Origin of the sequence: Flavobacterium sp. 270, assembly GCF_004368785.1 — a bacterium.
Lineage (GTDB): Bacteria > Bacteroidota > Bacteroidia > Flavobacteriales > Flavobacteriaceae > Flavobacterium.
Genome location: NZ_SODM01000007.1, coordinates 26829 through 48871 on the forward strand (window position 1 = coordinate 26829; position 22043 = coordinate 48871).

15 protein-coding genes are annotated in these 22043 nt (G+C 32.9%); all 15 read right to left on the reverse strand.

The genetic code is table 11. The annotated features are described in order from the left end of the window. Nucleotides 1-45: 45 nt before the first annotated feature. The 15 genes from queA to EV144_RS21490 all read right to left on the reverse strand — a co-directional run bounded on the left by queA (nucleotide 46) and on the right by EV144_RS21490 (nucleotide 22042). Complete coding sequence (gene queA, locus EV144_RS21420) at nucleotides 46-1095, reverse strand: tRNA preQ1(34) S-adenosylmethionine ribosyltransferase-isomerase QueA (protein ID WP_134151188.1); 1050 nt, start codon at nucleotides 1093-1095, stop codon at nucleotides 46-48. A 295-nt stretch (nucleotides 1096-1390) separates the two neighbouring features. Next, the gene (gene aroA, locus EV144_RS21425) at nucleotides 1391-2623 is read right to left on the reverse strand and encodes a 3-phosphoshikimate 1-carboxyvinyltransferase (RefSeq protein WP_134151189.1); all 1233 of its coding nucleotides are present in this window, start codon (nucleotides 2621-2623) and stop codon (nucleotides 1391-1393) included. Between the two features lie 99 nt (nucleotides 2624-2722). Beyond that, nucleotides 2723-3049 carry a nucleotide pyrophosphohydrolase gene (locus EV144_RS21430; RefSeq protein ID WP_012022600.1) on the reverse strand — a complete coding sequence of 109 codons (327 nt, stop codon included), beginning with the start codon at nucleotides 3047-3049 and terminating at the stop codon, nucleotides 2723-2725. Nucleotides 3050-3051: 2 nt separating this feature from the next. Then, a complete protein-coding gene (locus EV144_RS21435; RefSeq protein ID WP_134151190.1) occupies nucleotides 3052-5016 on the reverse strand; it encodes a DUF3857 domain-containing protein in 1965 nt (654 codons plus the stop codon). Between the two features lie 4 nt (nucleotides 5017-5020). After that, a complete protein-coding gene (locus EV144_RS21440; RefSeq protein WP_134151191.1) occupies nucleotides 5021-7012 on the reverse strand; it encodes a DUF3857 domain-containing protein in 1992 nt (663 codons plus the stop codon). A 2-nt stretch (nucleotides 7013-7014) separates the two neighbouring features. Further along, a complete protein-coding gene (locus EV144_RS21445) occupies nucleotides 7015-9036 on the reverse strand; it encodes a DUF3857 domain-containing protein (RefSeq protein WP_134151192.1) in 2022 nt (673 codons plus the stop codon). Nucleotides 9037-9040: 4 nt separating this feature from the next. Beyond that, complete coding sequence (locus EV144_RS21450) at nucleotides 9041-10948, reverse strand: DUF3857 domain-containing protein (protein ID WP_134151193.1); 1908 nt, start codon at nucleotides 10946-10948, stop codon at nucleotides 9041-9043. A gap of 64 nt (nucleotides 10949-11012) precedes the next feature. Then, entirely contained in the window at nucleotides 11013-11465 is a 453-nt protein-coding gene (gene dtd, locus EV144_RS21455; RefSeq protein ID WP_134151194.1) for a D-aminoacyl-tRNA deacylase, read from the reverse strand. Nucleotides 11466-11575: 110 nt separating this feature from the next. Next, nucleotides 11576-12553, reverse strand: coding sequence for a ribosome small subunit-dependent GTPase A (gene rsgA, locus EV144_RS21460; RefSeq protein WP_134151195.1), 978 nt, complete (start codon nucleotides 12551-12553; stop codon nucleotides 11576-11578). Between the two features lie 142 nt (nucleotides 12554-12695). Next, a complete protein-coding gene (locus tag EV144_RS21465) occupies nucleotides 12696-15890 on the reverse strand; it encodes a VIT domain-containing protein (RefSeq protein ID WP_134151196.1) in 3195 nt (1064 codons plus the stop codon). Nucleotides 15891-16262: 372 nt separating this feature from the next. Beyond that, on the reverse strand, nucleotides 16263-17345 hold the full coding sequence (locus tag EV144_RS21470) for a bifunctional 3-deoxy-7-phosphoheptulonate synthase/chorismate mutase type II (RefSeq protein WP_134151197.1): 1083 nt from the start codon (nucleotides 17343-17345) through the stop codon (nucleotides 16263-16265). Nucleotides 17346-17357: 12 nt separating this feature from the next. Beyond that, nucleotides 17358-18218: a prephenate dehydrogenase gene (locus EV144_RS21475; RefSeq protein ID WP_134151198.1), complete on the reverse strand. Its 861-nt coding sequence runs from the start codon at nucleotides 18216-18218 to the stop codon at nucleotides 17358-17360. A gap of 140 nt (nucleotides 18219-18358) precedes the next feature. Continuing rightward, nucleotides 18359-19504, reverse strand: a complete 1146-nt coding sequence (locus EV144_RS21480) for a pyridoxal phosphate-dependent aminotransferase (RefSeq protein WP_134151199.1) — start codon at nucleotides 19502-19504, stop codon at nucleotides 18359-18361. Nucleotides 19505-19590: 86 nt separating this feature from the next. Then, nucleotides 19591-20418 carry a prephenate dehydratase gene (locus EV144_RS21485; protein ID WP_134151200.1) on the reverse strand — a complete coding sequence of 276 codons (828 nt, stop codon included), beginning with the start codon at nucleotides 20416-20418 and terminating at the stop codon, nucleotides 19591-19593. 457 nt (nucleotides 20419-20875) lie between these two features. Next, nucleotides 20876-22042 carry a DUF1501 domain-containing protein gene (locus EV144_RS21490; RefSeq protein WP_134151201.1) on the reverse strand — a complete coding sequence of 389 codons (1167 nt, stop codon included), beginning with the start codon at nucleotides 22040-22042 and terminating at the stop codon, nucleotides 20876-20878. Nucleotide 22043: the final 1 nt, after the last annotated feature.

The following is a 22043-nucleotide window of genomic DNA, read 5'->3' on the forward strand; positions in this document are numbered from 1 at the left end:
ACAGGTTTTAAAAACTGTCGGGTTTGATATGAAATAATTTTTTTCTTAGATGATTAACATTGCATCTCCGTAAGAATAGAATTTGTATCCTTCTTTGATTGCTTCGTCGTATGCTTTTTTCATTAAATCATGACCACAGAAAGCAGAAATCATCATTAATAATGTTGATTTTGGTGTGTGGAAATTCGTAATCATACAGTTAGCAATACTAAAATCGTGAGGAGGGAAAATAAATTTATTTGTCCATCCTTCGTATGGATTTAAAGTGTTTTGTGAAGAAACAGAACTTTCGATCGCACGCATAGAAGTTGTTCCTACTGCACAAATACGTTTTTTGTTTGCTTTTGCTTTGTTTACAATATCACAAGCTTCCTGGTTGATGATCAACTCTTCAGAATCCATTTTGTGTTTAGATAAATCTTCAACCTCAACTGGGTTAAAAGTTCCTAAACCGACGTGTAATGTTACTTCAGCAAATTCTACTCCTTTGATTTCTAATTTTTTCAAAAGGTGTTTAGAAAAGTGCAATCCAGCAGTTGGTGCCGCTACAGCTCCTTCTTCTTTTGCGTAGATAGTTTGGTATCTTTCTGCATCTTCTGCAGTTACTTCTCTGTTGATGTATTTAGGAATTGGAGTTTCTCCAAGTTCTGTCAATTTGTTTCTAAATTCTTCATAAGAACCGTCGTATAAGAAACGTAAAGTTCTACCACGAGATGTTGTATTGTCAATTACCTCAGCAACTAACGAATCGTCGTCACCAAAATAAAGTTTGTTACCAATACGGATTTTTCTAGCCGGATCTACTAAAACGTCCCAAAGACGTTGCTCAGAATTTAATTCTCTTAATAAGAAAACTTCAATTCTTGCTCCTGTTTTTTCTTTGTTTCCGTACAAACGTGCAGGGAAAACTTTTGTATTGTTAAGAATTAAAACGTCTCCGTCATCAAAATAATTGATAACATCTTTAAACATTTTATGTTCTATAGTTTGTTTTTGACGGTCAATTACCATTAAACGAGACTCATCTCTGTTTTCTGCTGGAAATTCAGCCAATAGTTCTTTTGGTAAGTTGAAATTGAAGTGTGATAATTTCATATTTGAATTGTAGATTTTAGAATGTAGCTTTTAGATTTTTTACCTAAAACTTTAAATCGTGTGCAAATATACGATTGTGAGATAGGCGTTGTCAAGTGTTTTAGCGTTTATTTTCAAAAGTGCTTGATTTACTGCGGTTTTGAGAACCATAAAAAATCATTTTTTCACCATATAAGTGATATAAGTTCATTTAAAATGGATTAGCATAAAAAAGCCTCCAGTTTTATTGGAGGCTTTTTTATTAAAGTTTATTTTTTAAACACTAAGTTAAATGAACTTATATCACTTATATGGTTTAATTTAATTCTTCAATTTTAAAATTCAATTCTTTTAAATCATTCCAAAAATCCGGGTACGATTTAGAAACCACTTCGGCATCTTCTATAATAATTGGCACTCTTAAAGCTAAAGGTGCAAATGCCATTGCCATACGGTGATCATTATAGGTTCCGATTTTAATATTTTCGTTGATATTTTGTGAAGGCTGTAAAGTTAAGCTGTCATTTGTAACCGAAATATTGGCTCCTAATTTAGTCAACTCAATTCTTAAGGCTTCAAGTCTATCCGTTTCTTTAATTTTTAAAGTATGAAGACCTGTTAAATGGCATCCAATTCCTAAACCTAAACACGTAACTACAATTGTTTGTGCGATATCCGGTGTATTATTCAATTCAAAATTTACATTTTCAAATTTAAAATCAGGTTGTTTTACCAACGTCATTTTGTTGTTTTGAAAAGTAGTTTTCACTCCCATTTTTTCATAAAGTAAAACTAATTCTGAATCTCCTTGTAAACTGTTTTCTTTATAACTGCTTAAAGTTAAAGTTGCAGCATCAGACAAAGCGACTAAACTGAAAAAGTATGATGCAGAACTCCAATCCGATTCTACAACCATTTCTTTAGTTTCAACTTTATTTTTAGGAAAAACTTTAATGACGTTTCCTTCAAAACTTGTTTTTATCTCTAAATCGTTTAGCAACGCCAAAGTCATTTTGATATACGGAATTGAAGTTATTTCTCCTTCTAACGTTAATTCTAAACCGTTTTCTAGTTTTGAAGCAACTAATAAAAGTGCCGAAATATATTGACTGCTAACATTTGCAGCCAAAGTTACTTTTGAAGCGGTAACTTTTTTTCCTTTAATTTTTATTGGCGGATAACCTTCTTCTTTTTGGTATGAAATTTCAACTCCTAATTGTGCTAAAGCTTCAACCAAAATTTTTATCGGACGTTCCTGCATTCTGCTTGAACCTGTTAAAACTACATCTCTGCCTTCATTTACGGCAAAATAAGCAGTTAAGAAACGCATTGCAGTTCCGGCGTGGTGTATGTCTACGATTTCGTCATTTCCGGCCAAAGCTTTTTGCATTACTTCGCTGTCGTCTGAGTTTGAAGTATTCGCTAAGGTGATATTTGGAAACAATGCTTTTAGTAACAATAAACGATTGGTTTCGCTTTTTGATCCTGTAATATTTAGTTGTGAATTATCAATTGTGTATTGTGAATTCGTGCTTAATTTTAAATTCATGATATTAGTTATGTGTTGCAAATTATAAGTAATATAATTCGAACGCGCAATTTACCACTCCTCATTCATAATTCAAAATGAGCCTTGTAAATTTCACAATTATTTCAATTTATCGTTGTTTTTATGACGATCTTTATCTCTTACCGATTTTAAATCCATTTTTTTATCAAAAGCGGCTTGTAAATCAATTCCCGTTTGGTTGGCAAGACATAAAACTACAAATACAACATCTGCTAATTCTTCGCCTAAATCTTTATTTTTATCGCTTTCTTTTTCTGATTGTTCACCGTATCTGCGCGCAATAATTCTGGCGACTTCCCCTACTTCTTCTGTAAGCTGCGCCATATTGGTCAATTCATTAAAATATCTGACACCGTGTTCTTTTATCCAGGTATCTACATCTAGCTGTGCATTTTTCAAATCCATTTTTATATTTTTTTAAGAACAATTTTTTCGTTTTGGCTTTCTATGATTTTCTGAAAAAATTCTTTCAGCATATCATATTCATCAGCTGCAAAAATAGCCTTATTTATTTCCGTTGTTGATCTAATTTGAATTTTATTATCTTCAATCGCTGTTACTAAAGTGAACACAGCTTGCTTGTTTTCTAAAGCAATTCGTTTGGATTTTGGCAAAGATTCTACAGCGTAACCGGCGGGAATTTCATAAGAAATAGTATAATTATGATGATTTACAAAACCAAAATAAACTGGCATTATTCTGTTTTCCTGATTAAACGGATTGTTTTTATCTGTAAAAAACAACAAAGGTCTCATAATTATTTTGCTATCAATAACATCATAAGGATGGTTTAAAGTAAACTCTATTTTCTCTGATACTGCTTTTGATAAATCTTCGTTTTTATTTTCAATTGAATATTCTTTGACTTCAATATTAAAATCGTTTTCTAGTTTTTCCAGATACTCTTCATTCTTTTTGTTGTCATTGGCTGCTCTAAATTTGAGTGCATTATAACCTGTTTTTCTAATATTTAATGTTCCTTCAACTTTTCCTGATTTAGGATCAATTTCAGCTATTATATTATAAAAATTCTTTGAAGCCTCATTTCGTATTAATGGAATTTCTTTGGACGTTCCGTCTTCTTTGATAAGTCTTCCGTTCCAGTTTAAAACATTTAAAGGCAAAATATTAGGCGTTGTAAATTTATTTGATGCATCTAATAAAATTTGTTCTCCATCAATTTCTGCACTGGCAATAACGTAATTAAAATCTGTTAAAGTAGGAAACAACGGAATACCGTTTTCAAGCGTACTAACCAAAACTGGATTTGCTTCTATTCCTGCAGTTTTCAACATTGAAAGCAGCATGAAGTTTATTTCGGCTACATTTCCTGTTCTGTCTGTATATGCTTTCTTTACACCTTTATCAACATTATATCCTCTTCTTTCATCCCAGTTCATTCGTTTTTGAACAAAATTAAAAATAGCATTTAATTTTTCTCTCGGCGTGTTTAAATTTTGAATTAACGATTTTAGATCTTCTGTGAAATAATCTTTTACCTTGATTTCTTTCCCAAAACTTTCGCTTTTATAAATGGTAGTTGCAACGCCTTCCCATGTTTTAGTATAATCTACCACTGGTTTATCTGGAAATCTCTTTTTTTCCAGCTCTTTGTGTATAGAACCAAGGTAATTATTTATATTATCAATATATTTTTCTTTGGTGAGGGCCGGAATATTATAACCTGTATAAGTGCTGTTTATCTGCTTATAATCTGAAGCGTATAATTGTTTATTTTGAACCAATTCTGTTTGGGTTTCAATTTTATTAAATCCTATGTTTACAGTTTTATAAATAAAGAACTCAGGGATTTCTGTTTTATATTCAAAATAATTGACTGGTATGTCAAATTGAAAATCAAAATCGGGAAGCCGAATAATGTTTTCTGTTTTTAAAACATATTTGAATTCTATTATTGAACCTACTTTTACATTTGGAAGTGTAATCGTCGACTCGTTCCAGTATTTATTTATTTTGTTCTTAAAAGAGCCTTCGCTGTTTAACTTTGTTTTGACGATTGCTCCATTTTCAAGATTATAAGTGACTGCATCCGAAAATTTAACCGAATCATCGTTTAAATTTTCATAACCTACATAATAAGATACTTTTTGGTTTGCCCAGCTTAATCCTTCTTTTTTATAAATTTTAATTTTGAGTTCATAAACATTAGTCGCCAAAAATCCTCTGTCTGAATAGGTAAAATATGTTTTGGCTTTTTTAAATAAAATTGCCGCAGGCGCAGTTGTATCCTTTGGATTTGATTTTTCCAGCAGTTCTTCTTTTGTTACGTTCTCTAATTGATAATTTTGGGCATTTATTTTTGAAATAGTACTAATAAAGAGAAAAGAAAAAAGGATGAAACGTGGTATCATTAAATTATATTTTTTTAAGAACAATTTTTTCGTTTTGACTGGCGATCATTTTCTGGAAAAAATCTTTTAATCCATTATACTGATTCGAGGCAAAAATACTATTGTTGATCTCTTTTGAGCAATTAATTTGAATTTTGTTTTCGCTGTTGGAAATGTTTAACAGATAAACGATTTCTTTGTTTTCAGATAAAATCTTCACTGGATTTGGCATGGATTCGACTGTATAACCGTCTGGAATTTCTATACTAAGACTAAATTTTTCCTGTGTTGGATATCCAAAATAAATCGGATTTTGTCTTTTTTCCTGATTGAATGGATTTTTGGTTCTTGTAAAAAATAATAACGGATTTATAAAAATTTTACCGCCAATAATTTCTGATTGGTTTTCGGATACAAAAGAGTAAGTTTCCATTACAGCATTTGTCAGGTTTGTTTTTTTATTTTCAATTTTATATTCTGAAATTTTTACATCGCCTAATTGCTGTTCTAATTTTTCAAGATAGTTTTCTTCATTTTTACCAGCATTTTGGATTCTAAAACTATATGCGTCATAATCTGTTTTCTGGGTTCTGATTTTACCATCCATTTTTCCGGAACTATCCATCTTAACATAAATATTCGAATAATCTCTGGATACATTTACCGGCATTAAATCAATTTCTGTTGAAGTTCCGTCTTTTTTAATAAGTCTTCCTTTCCAGTTTAAAACATTTAGCGGCAAAATATCCGGAATCGTATATTTATGAGCTGCGTCTAGTAAAACTTGTTTTCCATCTATTTCTGCTGCAGCAATAACATAATTAAATCCGGTTCTTGTTGGATAAACCGGGATTCCGTTTTCGATTGTGCTTACCAAAACCGGATTGGCATCTATTCCTGCCAGTTTTAGCATATCGATTAAAATAAAATTGATTTCAGCGATATTTCCTGTTTGTTCTGTATATGCTTTTTTTACTCCTTTTTCTGTAAAACAGCCATACATTTCGTTCCAGTTCATTTTGTTTTGAACGAATTTGAAAATCACATTCATTCTGTCATTTTTTGACTCGATGTTGGGTAATATTCGTTTAAGATCTTCTAATAAAAAGTCTTTTTCGTTGAGTTCTTTTCCAAAATTTTCATCTTTAAAAATAGTAGTTGCGACACCTTCCCAAGTAACAGAGTAATCTTTATCGGGCTGATCCGGGTAACGAATCTTTTCGAGTTCATATTTAATTGTGCTCTTATAATTATCTACATTGTTTAGATATGGTTCCTTCACTAAAGCCGGAACATCTGTGCCTTTATAAAATGTGTTAATTTGTCTGTATGTAAGTGATTTGGTTTGATTGTATTCGTCGGTAAAACTTTGATTTCCGCTCGCTAATTTCGCATCCATTGCTACCTGATAGGTACCAATTAATATTGGTTTATAGATATAAAATTCTGGAATTTCTGTTTTATATTCTATATAATTTACAGGAATATCATACTGAATTTCAAAATCTGGAAATCTCACTATGTTTTCTGATTTTAAAACGTATTTGTATTCTATAATCGAACCTACTTTTACGTTGGGCAGTGTTATGGTTTTTTCGTTCCAGTATTTATTGACATTCTTCTTAAAAGTGCCTTTATTTTCTAGTTTGGTTTTTACAATTTTTTCGTTTTCGAGATTATAAGTTACGGCATCCGAAAATTCTAAACGGTCTTCGTTCATTTTTTCATAACCAATATAAAAACGTACTTTTTGATCTGCCCAGCTCAATCCTTCTTTTTTATAAATTTTAATTTTAAATTCATAAACATGATTGACAGAAAAGCCGTTGGTGTTATTGTAACTAAAAAATGTTCTGCCTTTTTTAAACAGAATTGTCGCTGGTGCCGTAGTGTCTTTTGGATTTGCTTTTTCCTGTAATTCTTTGATTGTTACCTTTCCAAGCTCATAACTTTGAGCGCTTATTTGTGAAAAAGTACAAACGAGAATTAAGAAGATAATAATAGAACGTAAACTCATACTTAAATTCTTTTTAATACTACTTTTTCTGTCTCTTTAGCGATCATGCTTTTATAATATTCTTTTAGCATATCATATTTCGCAGTTGTTACGATCCCTTCATTTATCTGATGCGTTATCATTAACTGCAAAGTGTTTTCGTTAACCACAGCACAATTAAATTTAAAAGCTCCCAAATTATCTTCCATTACAACATTTACAGGAACTGGTAATGTCTCTACTACAAACCCTTCTGGAATCTGGATTGTAATGTTATATTTATCTAAAAATGGAAAACCAAAGTCTACCGGATATTCTCTTACTTCCTGAGTAAATGGGTTTTTGTTGTTTGCTAAAAACAACATTGGATTTACATAAATTTTGCCTCCGATAAGTTCGCATAAATTACTTCCTGTAAACGAATAGCTTTCTGTAATAGGCAGTAGAATCTCTTTTTCGTTCGTTCTTCCGTATTCGCTGATTTCAATTTTATTGTTGCGGTTTTCGAGTTTTTCCAAATATTCTTCTTCTTTTACTCCACTCAGATTATCCCTTGTAATCATGGCATTATAATCTGAAGATTGTCTTCTGGTTTTTCCTGTTATTTTACCGTCTGCATCAATGCTGTAATTCATAAAAACAAAATCGTTTGACAATTTTTTAGGCATTAAATCAACTTCTTCTGAAGTTCCGTCTTTACGAATTAATCTTCCTGTCCAGTTTAAAACTCTAAACGGCAAAACATTTGGAACCGAAAATTTGTCTGATGCATCTAATAAAATATTTCCATTTGGTGTTTCTACAGCTGCAATTACATAATTAAAAGCAGTTCTGTTAGGAAACAAGGCAATTCCGTTAGAACGTGTGCTCAATAAAACCGGATTTGCCGTTAGACCTGCATAACGCAGCATGGCAGTAAGCATCAGGTTGATATCGGCTATGTTTCCTGTTTTTTCTTTATATGCTTTTCTAACGCCGCTATCACAGCTGTATCCGGTATAAGCATTCCATTTTACACTGTTTTTAACATGATTAAAAATCGCCCATATTTTTTCTTCAGGAGTATTTAATCCTTGTAATAATGTTTTTAAGTCATCTTCAAAATAACCTGTTTTATTCAATTCTGGACCAAAATCATCGTATTCGTAAATCGTTTTTACTACCGCATTCCAATCTGTAGAAAAAGGTCTTATTGGCTCATTAGGAAATTGTGCAACTGACAATTCATGCTCAATACTTGAAGTATAATTATCAATATTATTTACAAAAGCTTCGTCTTTCATTGCTGGCAGATTCTCAGCAATATAATTAGTTTGATTTTCAATATAATCTACCTTACTAGTTGAGTATTGTGTTTGGGTACCCGTAAGAATACCAGACCCCGTTCTTTCTTTATTACTAAAAGTTATCGATTTATTATTTTTTGTTCTTTCTACTTTAGGAAAAACATATCCTTTTTGTCTTGAATTAAAAACATAATATTCCGGAATATAAGTCGCAAACTGAGAATAATTTACAGGAATACTTTCTTGAAAATCCCAATCTCTAATTGTTGCGTTTGGATTTCTCACCGTATAGCTATATTCTATTACCGATCCCTCTTTTACATTTGGCATCGTAATTTTTTTCTGTGCTCTGTATTTGTTTAACCTTTCATCAAAAACACCTTCGCCTTTTAATTTTGTCTTTTCTATTTTTCCTGCAACTAGATTGTACGTAACTGCATCACTAAAAGAAACTTTTTCGGTTAAACCCGTTGTGCTGTAATACCAAACTCTTTCGTTGGCCCATTCATAACCTTCTTTTTTGTAGATTTTTATTCTGGCTTCAACTTGTGTTACTGTAATAAAACCATCATTCATATCGTACTCTATTCTTGCTGTTCCTCTTTTATACAAAATAGCTGCCGGAGCCGCAGAATCTTTTGGATGTACTTTTTGCTCTAATTCTGCAATAGTAACTTTTCCTAGTTTAAATTCCTGCGCTGTCATTTGCAAAGCAAACAAGAACACAATTAATAGACTAAAGTGTTTGGTTAATTTCATTTGGTTAGTTCTTGGTTAGTATAATTTTGGCGTTATCGTTTTTGGAAACCTGCTCCATAAAAAGACGGTATTCGTCATATTCTTTACTCGAATATTTTCCTTTATTAAGAAGCATTGATCTTTTGTAAGTCAGCTTGTTATTTTCTTTTTTGATGATTTCTGTTTTATACTCTCCAAATTTTCCTTTTAATTCGAAATTTGAAGGTAAAAATTCAATTGAAAAACCAGCCGGAAGATTGATTTCAATTTCATCGGTATCTAAATAACCGCGTTGAATTTGAAATGGACTTTTACGATTTCTGATACGCTTTACATTTCCTGTGTATTGATTGAAAGCATCCATTACAAAAATCATTTTGTTGGCTGTAATCGTTCCGTAATTTATTGCGCTGATTTGAATGTCTTCTGTAAAACGAACATTCTCTTTGTCATTCGTAAAAGTTATTTTTCCCAGCTTAAGATTATTGATGTTGTCCCAATAATCTTTATAATGTGATTCTTTTTCTGTAGGCTGTAAATGTTCGATTCCGAATTTTTTACTATACTGAGAACCTTCAGAAATAATGGATACAGAACCGGAGAAATTTCCGTTTTCATCTATCGTGTATGTTCCTTTATCTTTTTGAGCATTTCCTTTATCATCGTAGATTTTTGTTCTAACAATTTCTCCACCTTCTGGCTTCACTATCAAAACATCCCTATCGTCTGTAAAAGTTCCCTGATAGCCAAAAGGATCGTCTTGGCTTGTGCATTCCAGAAAAGTATATTTACCTCCATTTGGAATTGCCAATATCATGTGGTTTCCCTGCATTGATACAAAATCTGACTGAATATTAGATTTATAACGATCTCCATATAAAATGGTGTTATAAGAAGGAACATCAACTGCTTGCAAAAGTGCTTTTGTATAATTAGACAATGCTTTACAATCTCCATATCCTAAACGATCCACGTCGCTTGCCATCATAGGTTTCCAACCGCCAATACCAACCGCAATATTTACATATCTGGATTTTTTCTGTACATAATCATAAATGATTTTTGCTTTTTTTATAGGATCTTTTTCATCGCCGACCAACGTTTTTATTTTAGCTTTAGTTTCTTCGGGCAAAACTGTTGTTCCTGTTAAGATTTTATCACCGTACCATTTACCAAATGCTTCCCAGGTTGTTGCTGTTCCGTCGACACCTTCTAAATGAAAGTTTTCCAAACCGAGCATAACTCTTGGAAAAAGATCGACAAAATTCGGACTGTAATCTTCTTGTTTCTGCGCCAAAATATTTGTTGCCGCATAAGACAGGCTTGTATCTGTATCTGTTGTTTTCTGGATGTTGAAGTTAGAAAATTGAAATTCTTTCTTTTTAAATCCGAGGTTATTAGGGTAAGTAACATTTAAAACACTTTTTTCAACGCTTAAATAATATCCTCTTAACGGATGCCATTGCGGAATAAAAGCCGTATTTGAAGTCTCGACTTCACTGTTGTAAATAATCGTAAATGGATATGAAATTGGAGTATAATCTAAATAAACTACACGATTATCCGAAAAAAGCGTACTACCGCTTACTGCACTTTGATCTCTAAAATCTTTTCGTTTAATTTTTTTGATTTCATTACCAAAGGCATCATAAGCAATTGCTTCAATTCCTTTTATAGAAGTAGATTTGTCGTAATATTGATAAGCATCAATATCACTTAACCCTTTCTCATTAAAAACCGTTACTACTCGCTGTGTCTTAATATTCATATTTCGCTGTGAAGTAATAGCGATATCAATTTGATTTAAGCGAACAACTGCATTTGCATTTTCTTTGAGACTATCTGCGATTGAAGTGACAATATAACTGCCTTTTTGGGCAACAGAAACAAGCGTAAAAAGGAAGAAAAATAACGCGCAGTAGAGGTTTTTCATTAGTAAGGATTTTCACCAAATATATATTATTTCGCGAAACCTTTTAACAAATGTTTAAGAAATTTTATTCTCTATTTTTGCTGTCTATTAAAATGGTAACCGGACCGTCATTTAATAAACTAACTTTCATATCTGCACCAAAAATACCGGTTTGTACTTTTTTCTGAAATTCTTTTTCTAAAGATTTTACAAAATTCTCGTACATCGGAATTGCAAATTCTGGTTTTGAGGCTTTTAGATAAGACGGACGGTTTCCTTTTTTTGTTGATGCGTGAAGTGTAAATTGGCTTACCACAATTATGTCTCCATCAACATCCTGAACAGAGCAGTTCATTACGTCATTTTCATCGCCAAAAATTCTCATTTTAATAATTTTTCCTGTTAGCCAATCGATGTCTTCCTGAGTATCCGCATCTTCAATTCCAACTAAAATTAATAGCCCTTTTTGAATTGCAGCAACTTTTTTCTGATCGACTGTAACGGAAGCTTCTGAAACTCTTTGGAGAACTATTTTCATTTTTTATTGAATGGCTTTTGCCACAGATTAAAAGTATTAATAGGATTTTATTTTTATTGACAGATTTGGAATTTGGAATTTGGAATTTTTAAAATTGGAATTTAAATTTCCTATTTCCTCAATTCATCACTCGCTTTACGATCTTCATCATAATTATCTGTTCGATAATTTTCATCATCACCTTCGAGAATTTTAAGATAACTATTATAACGTGACCAAGCGATTTCGTCTTTTTCTAAAGCTGCTTTTATGGCGCAATGCGGTTCTTCTTTATGTAAACAGTTATTAAACTTGCATTGATCTTTTAGTCTGAAGAATTCGGGAAAATAACCGCTAACTTCTTCTTTCTCCATATCAACAATACCAAAACCTTTAATTCCCGGAGTATCAATAATTTTTGCTCCAAAAGACAAATCAAACATTTCTGCAAAAGTGGTAGTATGCTGTCCTTGCTTGCTTGCTGTAGAAATCATTTTTGTTTTAAGATGCAAGCTTGGTTCCATAGCGTTTACCAAAGTTGATTTTCCAACTCCGGAATGCCCAGAAAACATACTTACTTTACCGATCATCATTTCTTTTAGCTCTTCAACACCTTTCATTTCTGTAGAAGAAACGCGAAGACATTTATAGCCAATTTGCTGATAAACATATTGCATATACAATTGTTCCTCAAGAGTTGGCTCGTCAAAAGTATCTATTTTATTAAAAACTAAAATAGTTTCTATACCATAAGCCTCGGCAGTTACCAGAAAACGATCTATAAAATTGAAGGTTGTTGGCGGATTATTTATGGTTACCAACAAAAAGACACGATCAATATTTGATGCAATAATGTGCATTTGATGAGATAAATTGACCGACTTTCGAACGATATAATTTTTTCTTTCGTGAATATTATGAATTGTTCCCGTTACAGCATCAGAAGTTTCTTCGAGTTCATAATCTACCACATCACCTACAGCAATAGGATTTGTACTTTTAATACCTTTCATCCTAAACTTCCCTTTCATACGGCATTCTATAAAATCACCATTTTCAGATTTTACAGTATACCAGCTTCCTGTAGATTTATATACGAGTCCTGTCATTCTTTAATTTTAGATTTCTGATTTTAGATTTTAGAATATGTTCTTAAACCTTAAAATATTAAAAGGCAAAATTACGTTTTTAGAATTGAACAACGCAACTTCGCCTTTTAAAATTGAATTCTATACTTTGAATTTGTTATTCTTACCAAACAATTTCGGCTAAAACTCCGTTTTCTTTTATTTTTCCTAATTGAATTGTTTTTAGAATTCTGGAAGTTTTTCCTGCTCTGGTGGTATAAATTTCTACCATAATGGTCGCCGGACCGTTTTCTGTTAATTGACTTTCGCCATAAAAATTGCTTTTAATTAAATATTTCCCTTTAATTGCATTTCTAATTAAATACTGTTCCGGACCATAACCTTGTGTAAAATCTTTTGAAAATCTTGCTCCGGCTTGCGTACTCGTGTGGCTGTAATAACATTCTTCTCCCGTTGGTTCAATAACATGAAGATCTAAATCTACATCCATTAAATTCCAATTCATAATCACACGAATATCTACAGGCATTTTGGCAAGATATTTTTTGTCTAATGCTTTAGAATTAATATTAGAATGTTCCGTCATCAAACGGTTAATATCCATTAAAATAATATCTTCAACACCTTGATATTGACCGCTCATTTCACCATAATAATTTACTTCCAGCGCTTTTATTAATTGATCAAAAGCTTCCTGATATTTGCCGGCATCTTCCAGAGTTAATGCATAATCACGTAAACTCTGCGGTTCATGCGCTCGCCATTTTGCAACCTGTCCCGCAGCAAACAAAGCATCATCATAATCTTTCCATTGACGTAAAGTATAAGTCAAAGTTTTGTAAAGCTGATGATTTTCTAATCCTAAATCAGCAATATTACTAATTACTTTCAAAGCTTTTTTTACATCGCCTTGATTGTAGAAAAAGTGTGCTACATCAAAATAAAAACTCGGATTTCTTTCCTGTGCTTTTCTTAATTCGAAATACAAATCATATTGTTTTTCTTTTGGCGCCGCAGCTAAAGCTTTTAAATACAATCTATCCGGATTCCAAGTATTTGGCTGATCCTGAACTGCTGAAGTCTTAAAGTATGCAGGTCCTAGACTTATCGTGTCTGAAATAACTTCTCCAGATTCAAAACCAGATTTTATATCTCCATCACGATATACTGCAACTCCTTCAACTTTTCCGGCTAATGTAGACGAAACAACTGCATTTTTAGTAATACTTTCTGAGGAAATTGTTTGTACAGAGCCTGTTACCATTAATTTTTTTTGTGTTCCATATCCCATTACAACTACTTCTTTGAGATCAGATTCGGCCTCTCTACTTTTATCACTCTCCTTAACCTCATTCGCTTTTGCAACAACTGGTCTTACAAACCTAACTTGATCGACTCTTGGCGCAGCCGTGTTATATACATTGTTATCTTCTTCAATTATAGTAGTTGCTGTTCCTGCACCAACAGGTTCATCTATAGTCAGAGTAGCATTTGCATCACCTCTTCGCGTATGATATGAAGTACGTTGCTTTTTCTTTGAATTTGGCAAAACTTTTGGCACTGCATATTTTTTATCTTGTTTCCACCAAGAATTTAATCCTGTAAAATAGCTGTCTACATTTTGCCAGTTATTTTTTTGCTGTGCCAGCGTTTTATCTTGTTCTTGTTTCTTAATTCTATCAAATTCTGCACGTAATTCTGCTGGAGGAACAATATCATAGGAAATATAATCCTGAAGATTTTCCAGCACAATCAAAGAAGTATTTTTGGTAATGATGCCATATTTCTTTCCAAGAATTTCAATTTCTTCAGCATTTTTGTCATATTGTAAATCAAGGTTTGCGATCTTCTTCTGTGCCCAAAGTTTTTCAACATTTACATCATCTGTGTTTTGAGAAGATGCGTCTAAAGTTATTTTTCTTTCTAGAACCGCTTCATTATTATAACCAAATAGTAAAGTGATTTCATTTTTAGGATTTAATGAAATTCCCGAAAAACTAAAATTTCCCGAAACCGAAGTTCCTTCCATCGGGTATAAATCTGTAATGGTAAAGTTTTCTTTTATGCCTAAAAACTTCAACTTATTGTTTACCAATTTACCTAAAGCAGTTGCTGAAGTTATCTGATTTAAATTAACAAAATTACCGCCGGCTTTCACTGAAGCAAAATTCAGAAGAGCAAAATCTGCACTAACAGACGATGTAATAGTATAAATGGGTTTGTTTGTTTTTGGTAAAATGTTCTCACTCAAAGAAGATAATCCATCCGTAAAAAACAAATATTCGTCTTGGTTTGAAAAATTTAATTGAGAGAAACGAGTACCGCCATCATATTTTGTGTTTTGTAAAACCGACTTTAATACGCTCCAGTTTCCATCTGTAATTATATATTCATTTACTTTTTCAAATGTATAATTCAGAAAGTACAGTGTTACTTTTGTATTTTGTATTTTTTGAAAATAAGCATCTAATAAATCCAATTCTTTTTTCAAATCACGATTCTGACAGCTTAATGAGTTATCCCAAATTATACCTATTGAATTTGGTGCTTTCTTAGCCGACACATTTCCTTCGATAAATGTATTTCCATAAAAATAATATTGACCTCCCGCGTTCTGCATTACAACACTTGGTATATTCTCCTGAATTGGAATCTTGAAAATTAATTTCTCGGCAGGCTGAAAATTTTCTTTTTTTAGTGAAGTCTGAAAAGATTGATTCCATTTTGAAAAAGTAATTTGTTCTCCTGAATTTTCTGTAATAGTTGGTGAAGAGTCAGTTCCTAAAACCGAAACGTTTATCTCAAATTTATCTAGTTTTTTAGGATATCTGCTGACCAATTGATAAGCCAAGTTATTTTTATCCGAAGCGGTAAGTTCTTCTTCATAACCAATAATTACAATTCTTTCTCCGTTTGGCATCAACGGATAAATTCTGGTTTTAAAGTTATTTCCATCTACTTTTTCTAATAATCCGGGATCAACACGACGATGTTCAATGGCTTCAAAAACTTGTTTCCCTTTATTTTTATTTACAGGAACAGCTTCGCGCATTTTACCGTTTATGTCAATTGCATATCGCGAAACGGAAACATTTTCTGGCAACGGAAAAATAAGTTCTGCTTCCATCTGGCGAGTTCCTGAATTAAAGAAATGCATTTCGGCTGTGGTGTAAGCAATATTCCCAACCACTTTTACATTGACAATAAGCTGGCTCATTCTGACTTTTTCAGTTTCGTCACCTTTCACCGTTAATTCCGGACTTTGCGCAAAAGTTTTGGTTCCGAAAAACAACAAAACATAAAATAATAATTTCAAACGCGTTTGAAAATTCTCTGGCTTAAACATTTTTGATTTCATGACTCGAAAGTTAAGATTGTATATCAATATAGAGATCAAAAAAATTAAAAAGGTTGGGAGGATTTAAAAAAAATTAAAACCATATAAGTTATATAAGAAAATATAATTCAAGGATTTTAACATAGCCCACGGTTTCAACCGTGGGAGACAAAGATTGTCATATGCGTGCTCAAAGATTGTGAACATACATCACGTTCCCACGGTTGAAGCCGTGGGCTATGTTTTAAAAATAAAAAATCTCCACCACTTCTTTCAAAGCGATGGAGATTCTTAAAAAAACAATCTATTTTCAATTAATGCTATAAGAAAACTTTAAACCAAATTTTAGAAAAACTTAAATTATCTTATATCACTTATATGGTTGAAAAAAAATTATGCGTTGAAAATTTTCTCTTGGTGACCAATACTTTCCTGGTGAATAGCTTTAAACATTCTTAAAACAAACTCTTCAGTAAGACCTTTTTTCTCACCTTCCAAAATCATTTTTCCTAAGATTTCGTTCCAACGGTTGTTTTGAAGAATAGCAACGTTTGCATCTTTTTTCACCTGACCAATTTCGTCAGCAACTTTCATACGTTTTCCTAAAAGCTCTAATAAATTAGCATCAAGAACGTCGATGTTAGCTCTAAGTTTCGTCATTTTATTGCTGTATTCATCTGTAGTATCATCCGTTTTTCTGATCGTCAAATCTTTAATGATTTGTTTCAAAGCGTCTGGAGTAACTTGCTGTGCTGCATCAGACCAAGCATTGTCTGGATCGTAGTGCGTTTCGATAATCATACCATCGTAATTCAAATCTAAAGCTTCTTGAGTTACTTCAAAAATCATTTTACGATCTCCAGTAATGTGAGACGGGTCAATGATTAATGGTAAATCAGGGAATTTATTTTGCAATTCGATAGCAATCTGCCATTCTGGAATATTTCTGTATTTAGTTTTCTCGTAAGTAGAGAAACCTCTGTGAATAACTCCTAATTTCTCGATTCCAGCCATGTGTAAACGCTCAACACCACCAAGCCATAAAGCCAAATCTGGGTTTACAGGGTTTTTAACCAAAACGATTTTATCTGTACCTTTTAATGTATCAGCAATTTCCTGAACAGCAAAAGGGTTTGCAGTTGTACGAGCACCAACCCATAAAACATCAATATCATGCTCTAAAGCTAATTTACAGTGTGCTGCAGTTGCAACTTCAGTTCCCATAAGTAAACCAGTTTCTGCTTTAGCTTTTTGTAACCATTTCAATCCAATTTCACCAACACCCTCAAATCCTCCCGGACGAGTTCTTGGTTTCCAGATTCCAGCTCTGAAAACACTTACTTTAGAATCTTTCAATTCGTGAGCAATTTTCAAAACCTGATCTTCAGTTTCTGCACTACAAGGTCCAGCTATCACAAGTGGGTGATCTAAATTGAAATCTTCTAACCACTTTCTCATTTCTTTCTTATTTTCCATCTTAATTTTAATTTACTTTTTAGTTGTTGTTAATCCGTTTAGTATTTCTTTTATTTTATTTGTGCTTTCCATTTCTTCAAAAATGGCATTGTAATTTTCGTCTTTCAACAAATCCCTAAATCGACTGAGATTTGCAATATATTCTTCTAAGGTTTCCAGAACGTGTTCTTGATTTTGTTTAAAAATCGGTGTCCACATGGCTGGCGAACTTTTTGCTAAACGAACCGTGCTTTCAAATCCACTTCCCGCCATATCAAAAATATCCTGTTCGTCTTTTTCTTTGTTCATTACCGTTTTACCAAGCATAAACGAACTGATGTGCGACAAATGAGAAACGTAAGCAATGTGTTTGTCGTGTGAAGTCGGATCCATATATCGAATCCTCATTCCAATTGCCGTAAAAAGGTTTAATGCTTTTTCCTGCAGTTTAAAAGTGGTTTTTTCCACTTCGCAAATGATATTCGTTTTTCCCTGAAACAATCCTCTTATTGCTGCCGATGGGCCAGAAAACTCCGTTCCTGCAATCGGATGTGTAGCAATAAAATGTCGCCTTTTCGGATGATTAGCGACTGCTTCACAAATTGGCTTTTTAGTCGATCCTACTTCAAAAACAATCGTTTTATCTCCAACCGCATCCAGCACTTTAGGCAAAACCGTCAACGCTACATCTACTGGAACCGAAACGATCACAAAATCGGCTTCTGTAAGATATTCCATTTTTCCTTCCTGATCAATAACTCCTAAATCAATAGCTTCCTGCACATGTTTTTCGTTGTTATCAATCCCGAAAATAGTCGCTTCAGGATAACGCCCCTTGATGTCTAACACCATTGAACCGCCTATTAATCCTATTCCTATTACGTATACTTTCATATTCTTTATTATTTGAAGCTAATTCTAAATCTTTTTTCATTTGTCACCCTGAGCGGAGTCGAAGGGCGCTCCAATTGGTACGGGCTTCGACTCCGCTCAGCCTGACAATCTGAAATCTACATTCTAAAAATCTAAAATTTTTAAAATCTGTCTATCGCTTCTTGTACTTTTTCTTCTTTTACACACAGCGAGAATCTAATGTATCCTTCACCATTACTTCCGAAAATTGTTCCCGGCGTGATGAAAATATGTTTCTCATATAATATTTCGTCAATGAACTTTTCTGCTGATGCTATTCCTTCCGGAAGTTTTGCCCAAACGAACAATCCAACTCCTTCTTTATATACTTTACAGCCTAATTTTTCAGCCAGTTTTTCAGTTAATTCTCTTCGGCGTCTGTAAATTTTATTGTTATCTTCAAACCACGATTTATCACATTTTAAAGCAGCAATCGCGCCTTTTTGGATTCCGTAAAACATTCCGCTGTCCATGTTACTTTTTACTTTTAGAACTGCATCAATGATTTCAGCGTTTCCTAAAACCATTCCGACTCTCCAGCCCGCCATGTTGAACGTTTTGCTTAATGAATTCAATTCTAAAGCCACCTCTTTTGCGCCTTCAACCTGCAATAAACTCATCGGATTATCATTCAAAACAAAACTATACGGATTGTCGTTGATCAATAATATATTGTGTTTTTTAGCAAAAGCAACCAATTTTTCAAATAACGCTAAACTTCCTCTCGCCCCTGTCGGCATGTGCGGATACCCCAGCCACATTATTTTTACTTTTGAAAGATCCTGTTTTTCTAAAGCTTCAAAATCCGGTTCCCATGCATTTTCTTCTTTCAAATCATAATAAACCGGAACTGCTCCTACCAAATTAGTTACCGAAGTATAAGTTGGATAACCTGGATTCGGAATTAAAACGTGATCGCCTTCATTTAAAAATGCTAACGAAATATGCATAATTCCTTCTTTTGAACCCATTAATGGTAAAATCTCATTATTCGGATTCACTGCAACACCAAATTGATCCTGATAAAAATCTGCCATCGCCTGCCTCATTTCTGGTAATCCCTGATAGCTTTGATAACCATGTCCGTTTTCGTCTTGAATTGCTGCAGCGACTGCTTCAATTACTGCTTTTGACGGACTCAAATCAGGGCTTCCAATTCCCATATTGATGATCGATTTTCCTTCAGACATCAGTTGTCTCACTTCTCTCAATTTTGAAGAGAAGTAGTATTCTTCAACTGTGTCTAATCGTTTTGCTGTTGTAATCATGATTCTTATGTATTCTCTTTTAGAATTTTCTGTTTTTTAATCCCGAAGGATTGGAATTTGGTATTTTAAAAATTGAAATTTGCCATTTATGGCTTTGTGTTTCTATATTCCCCCAACACTTTAAAATATTCTGCCATTATATTTAATAATGATTTTGCTTTTGCGTAATCTTCGTATTTCTCAAATGTTACATCTACAAAAAATGAATATTTCCAAGGTGTTTCAATTTTTGGAAGCGACTGAATTTTTGTCAAATTCAGTTTGCAGTCGCTCATTACATTTAGAACCGCTGCCAAACTTCCTCTTTTATGATCTAATTCAAATTTGATCGAAGCTCTGTTGATTTCGCTTTCCGGTAAAAATGAATTCTGTTTTTTTATAATCACGAAACGTGTCATGTTATTTTTGATCGTCTGAATCTCCGGCGCAATAATTTCAAGATCGTACATTTCTGAAGCTACTTTACTTGCAATCGCAGCAATTCCTTTTAATTGTTTTTCCTGAATTCTTCTTGCTGTTTCAGCCGTATCTTTATCTTCAACCAATTTTATGTTTGGATATTTTTTTAAGAAATCCATACATTGCAATAATGCCATTGGATGTGAATGAACTTCTTTTATATCCTCTATTTTCTGACCTTTTAAAGTCATTAAATTTTGGTGAATGCTTAAATAATGTTCTCCAATGATGTGCAAATTATTCTTATCAATCAAAGCGTAATTCGGAATTATCGGTCCTGCAATCGAATTTTCAATCGCCATAACTGCCTGATCTGATTTTCCGGCAAGAAGGCTGTCAATTAATTCTTCAAAAGACAAACATTCATCAATTTCCACATTTTCAGAGAAATACTCTTTCACAACCTGATGATGAAAAGAACCTTTAATACCTTGTATTGCAATTTTAGTTGTCATATAGTCAAAAAAAAATCCTGATTTTCATCAGGATTGTATATTAGTTTTATTTGTCTTAATTTAATTTCAAATAACCATAGCACAATCCTCACTTCTACTAAAGAAGAAATAAAAAGAGTTGCTAAAATAAAAACGGTTGTTTGACATTTCGATTGTGATTTTCAATAAATTCTCTGCGAATGTATAAATTATTTTCACCTCTCCAAAAAAAATATTGCATTTTATGAAACAAAAAGGGATTTCTTAACAAATTAATCCTGTTTTGTATGATAATGTAAAAAAATGGGGTTATTTTTAAGGTTCTGAGATTGTGAGTTGCTAAGGGTCTAAGGTTTTTTTGCCACGAATTTCACTAATTAGCACCAATTATTCAACTATACAATCAATTTACTTAATACCAATAGAAAGATTTAAAATAAAAATTAGCGTAAATTCGTGAAATTCGTGGCAAAAAAACTCAAAACAATCCAGAAACTGCTCTATTCTTAATTCCAATTTTAGAATAATCAAAATCCAGTTTCTCTTTTAATAAAGAAGCATACACACTTCTAAAATCAATTTCATATTTTAAATCGCCGTTATCCAGATTAGACAAATCGGGATTATTCCCTAAAATTGTTCCTTTATTATTTCCTCCAATAATAAACATTGGCGCCGCAGTTCCGTGATCGGTTCCATTTCCGTTGTCTTTTACTCGTCGCCCGAATTCTGAAAAAACAACAACTGTAACGTTCTGAAGCATTTTAGATTGTTTCAAATCCTGATAAAAACTAAACAACGCATCATTTAGTTCCGTTAATTTTCTTTCGTGAATCGCAAGCTGATTATCGTGCGTATCAAAACCGCCAAGCGAAGTATAATATACTTTAGAATTTAAATTTCCTTTTATTAAACGTGCAATCCATTCTAAATTTTTAGACAATCCCGTTTTTGGATAACTTATTTCAGCTTTAGATTTTGCTAATGCTTTCTGGATTTCGTCTGAACCTTCTGTAACCGAATTGGCTATTTTTCGAACAAAATCCAATTGCGGATTTTCAGACAGCGTTACATTTTCTTCTTTATCTGATTTTATTTTAAACTTATTCGGGTCTTTTACGGTTATTGAGTTGGGCTCAATTCCTTTTAAAGCCAAATTATCAATCGAGTCTATATTTATTCCAGCCGTTGGGTTATGGTCATGACATTGCAAATCTAAATAACGCCCAAGCCATCCTTCGTTTATATATTTATTAGAATCTGTTGCAGTCTGCCAAATTTCCTGACTTCTAAAATGGGAACGAATTGGTTCTGGATATCCCACATTTTGAATCACGGTTAAATCTCCGTTCTGCTGCATTTGAGCAAAATCTTTTAATGCCGGATGAAATGCCATGCCGCTATTTTTGCTCACAACGACATCTTTGCTCAAAGCAATCTTCGTTCTGTAATCATAATAAAGTGGATTCTCGTACGGAATAAAAGTATTCAATCCGTCATTTCCTCCGTTGAGTTGCACAAAAACAACGCATTGTTCGCCGACAACTAAATTACTTTGAGTACCATAAGCATGCAAAAAATCAGGAAGTAAAAGCATTCCGCCAGTAAACGTTCCTGTAAGTGTTAGAAAATTTCTTCTGTTCATA

Bases quoted from the DNA above. Each gene is read 5' to 3' on its own strand.
- queA (WP_134151188.1), bottom strand. From the start codon at position 1,095: ATGAAATTATCACACTTCAATTTCAACTTACCAAAAGAACTATTGGCT.
- aroA (WP_134151189.1), bottom strand. From the start codon at position 2,623: ATGAATTTAAAATTAAGCACGAATTCACAATACACAATTGATAATTCA.
- EV144_RS21430 (WP_012022600.1), bottom strand. From the start codon at position 3,049: ATGGATTTGAAAAATGCACAGCTAGATGTAGATACCTGGATAAAAGAA.
- EV144_RS21435 (WP_134151190.1), bottom strand. From the start codon at position 5,016: ATGATACCACGTTTCATCCTTTTTTCTTTTCTCTTTATTAGTACTATT.
- EV144_RS21440 (WP_134151191.1), bottom strand. From the start codon at position 7,012: ATGAGTTTACGTTCTATTATTATCTTCTTAATTCTCGTTTGTACTTTT.
- EV144_RS21445 (WP_134151192.1), bottom strand. From the start codon at position 9,036: ATGAAATTAACCAAACACTTTAGTCTATTAATTGTGTTCTTGTTTGCT.
- EV144_RS21450 (WP_134151193.1), bottom strand. From the start codon at position 10,948: ATGAAAAACCTCTACTGCGCGTTATTTTTCTTCCTTTTTACGCTTGTT.
- dtd (WP_134151194.1), bottom strand. From the start codon at position 11,465: ATGAAAATAGTTCTCCAAAGAGTTTCAGAAGCTTCCGTTACAGTCGAT.
- rsgA (WP_134151195.1), bottom strand. From the start codon at position 12,553: ATGACAGGACTCGTATATAAATCTACAGGAAGCTGGTATACTGTAAAA.
- EV144_RS21465 (WP_134151196.1), bottom strand. From the start codon at position 15,890: ATGAAATCAAAAATGTTTAAGCCAGAGAATTTTCAAACGCGTTTGAAA.
- EV144_RS21470 (WP_134151197.1), bottom strand. From the start codon at position 17,345: ATGGAAAATAAGAAAGAAATGAGAAAGTGGTTAGAAGATTTCAATTTA.
- EV144_RS21475 (WP_134151198.1), bottom strand. From the start codon at position 18,218: ATGAAAGTATACGTAATAGGAATAGGATTAATAGGCGGTTCAATGGTG.
- EV144_RS21480 (WP_134151199.1), bottom strand. From the start codon at position 19,504: ATGATTACAACAGCAAAACGATTAGACACAGTTGAAGAATACTACTTC.
- EV144_RS21485 (WP_134151200.1), bottom strand. From the start codon at position 20,418: ATGACAACTAAAATTGCAATACAAGGTATTAAAGGTTCTTTTCATCAT.
- EV144_RS21490 (WP_134151201.1), bottom strand. From the start codon at position 22,042: ATGAACAGAAGAAATTTTCTAACACTTACAGGAACGTTTACTGGCGGA.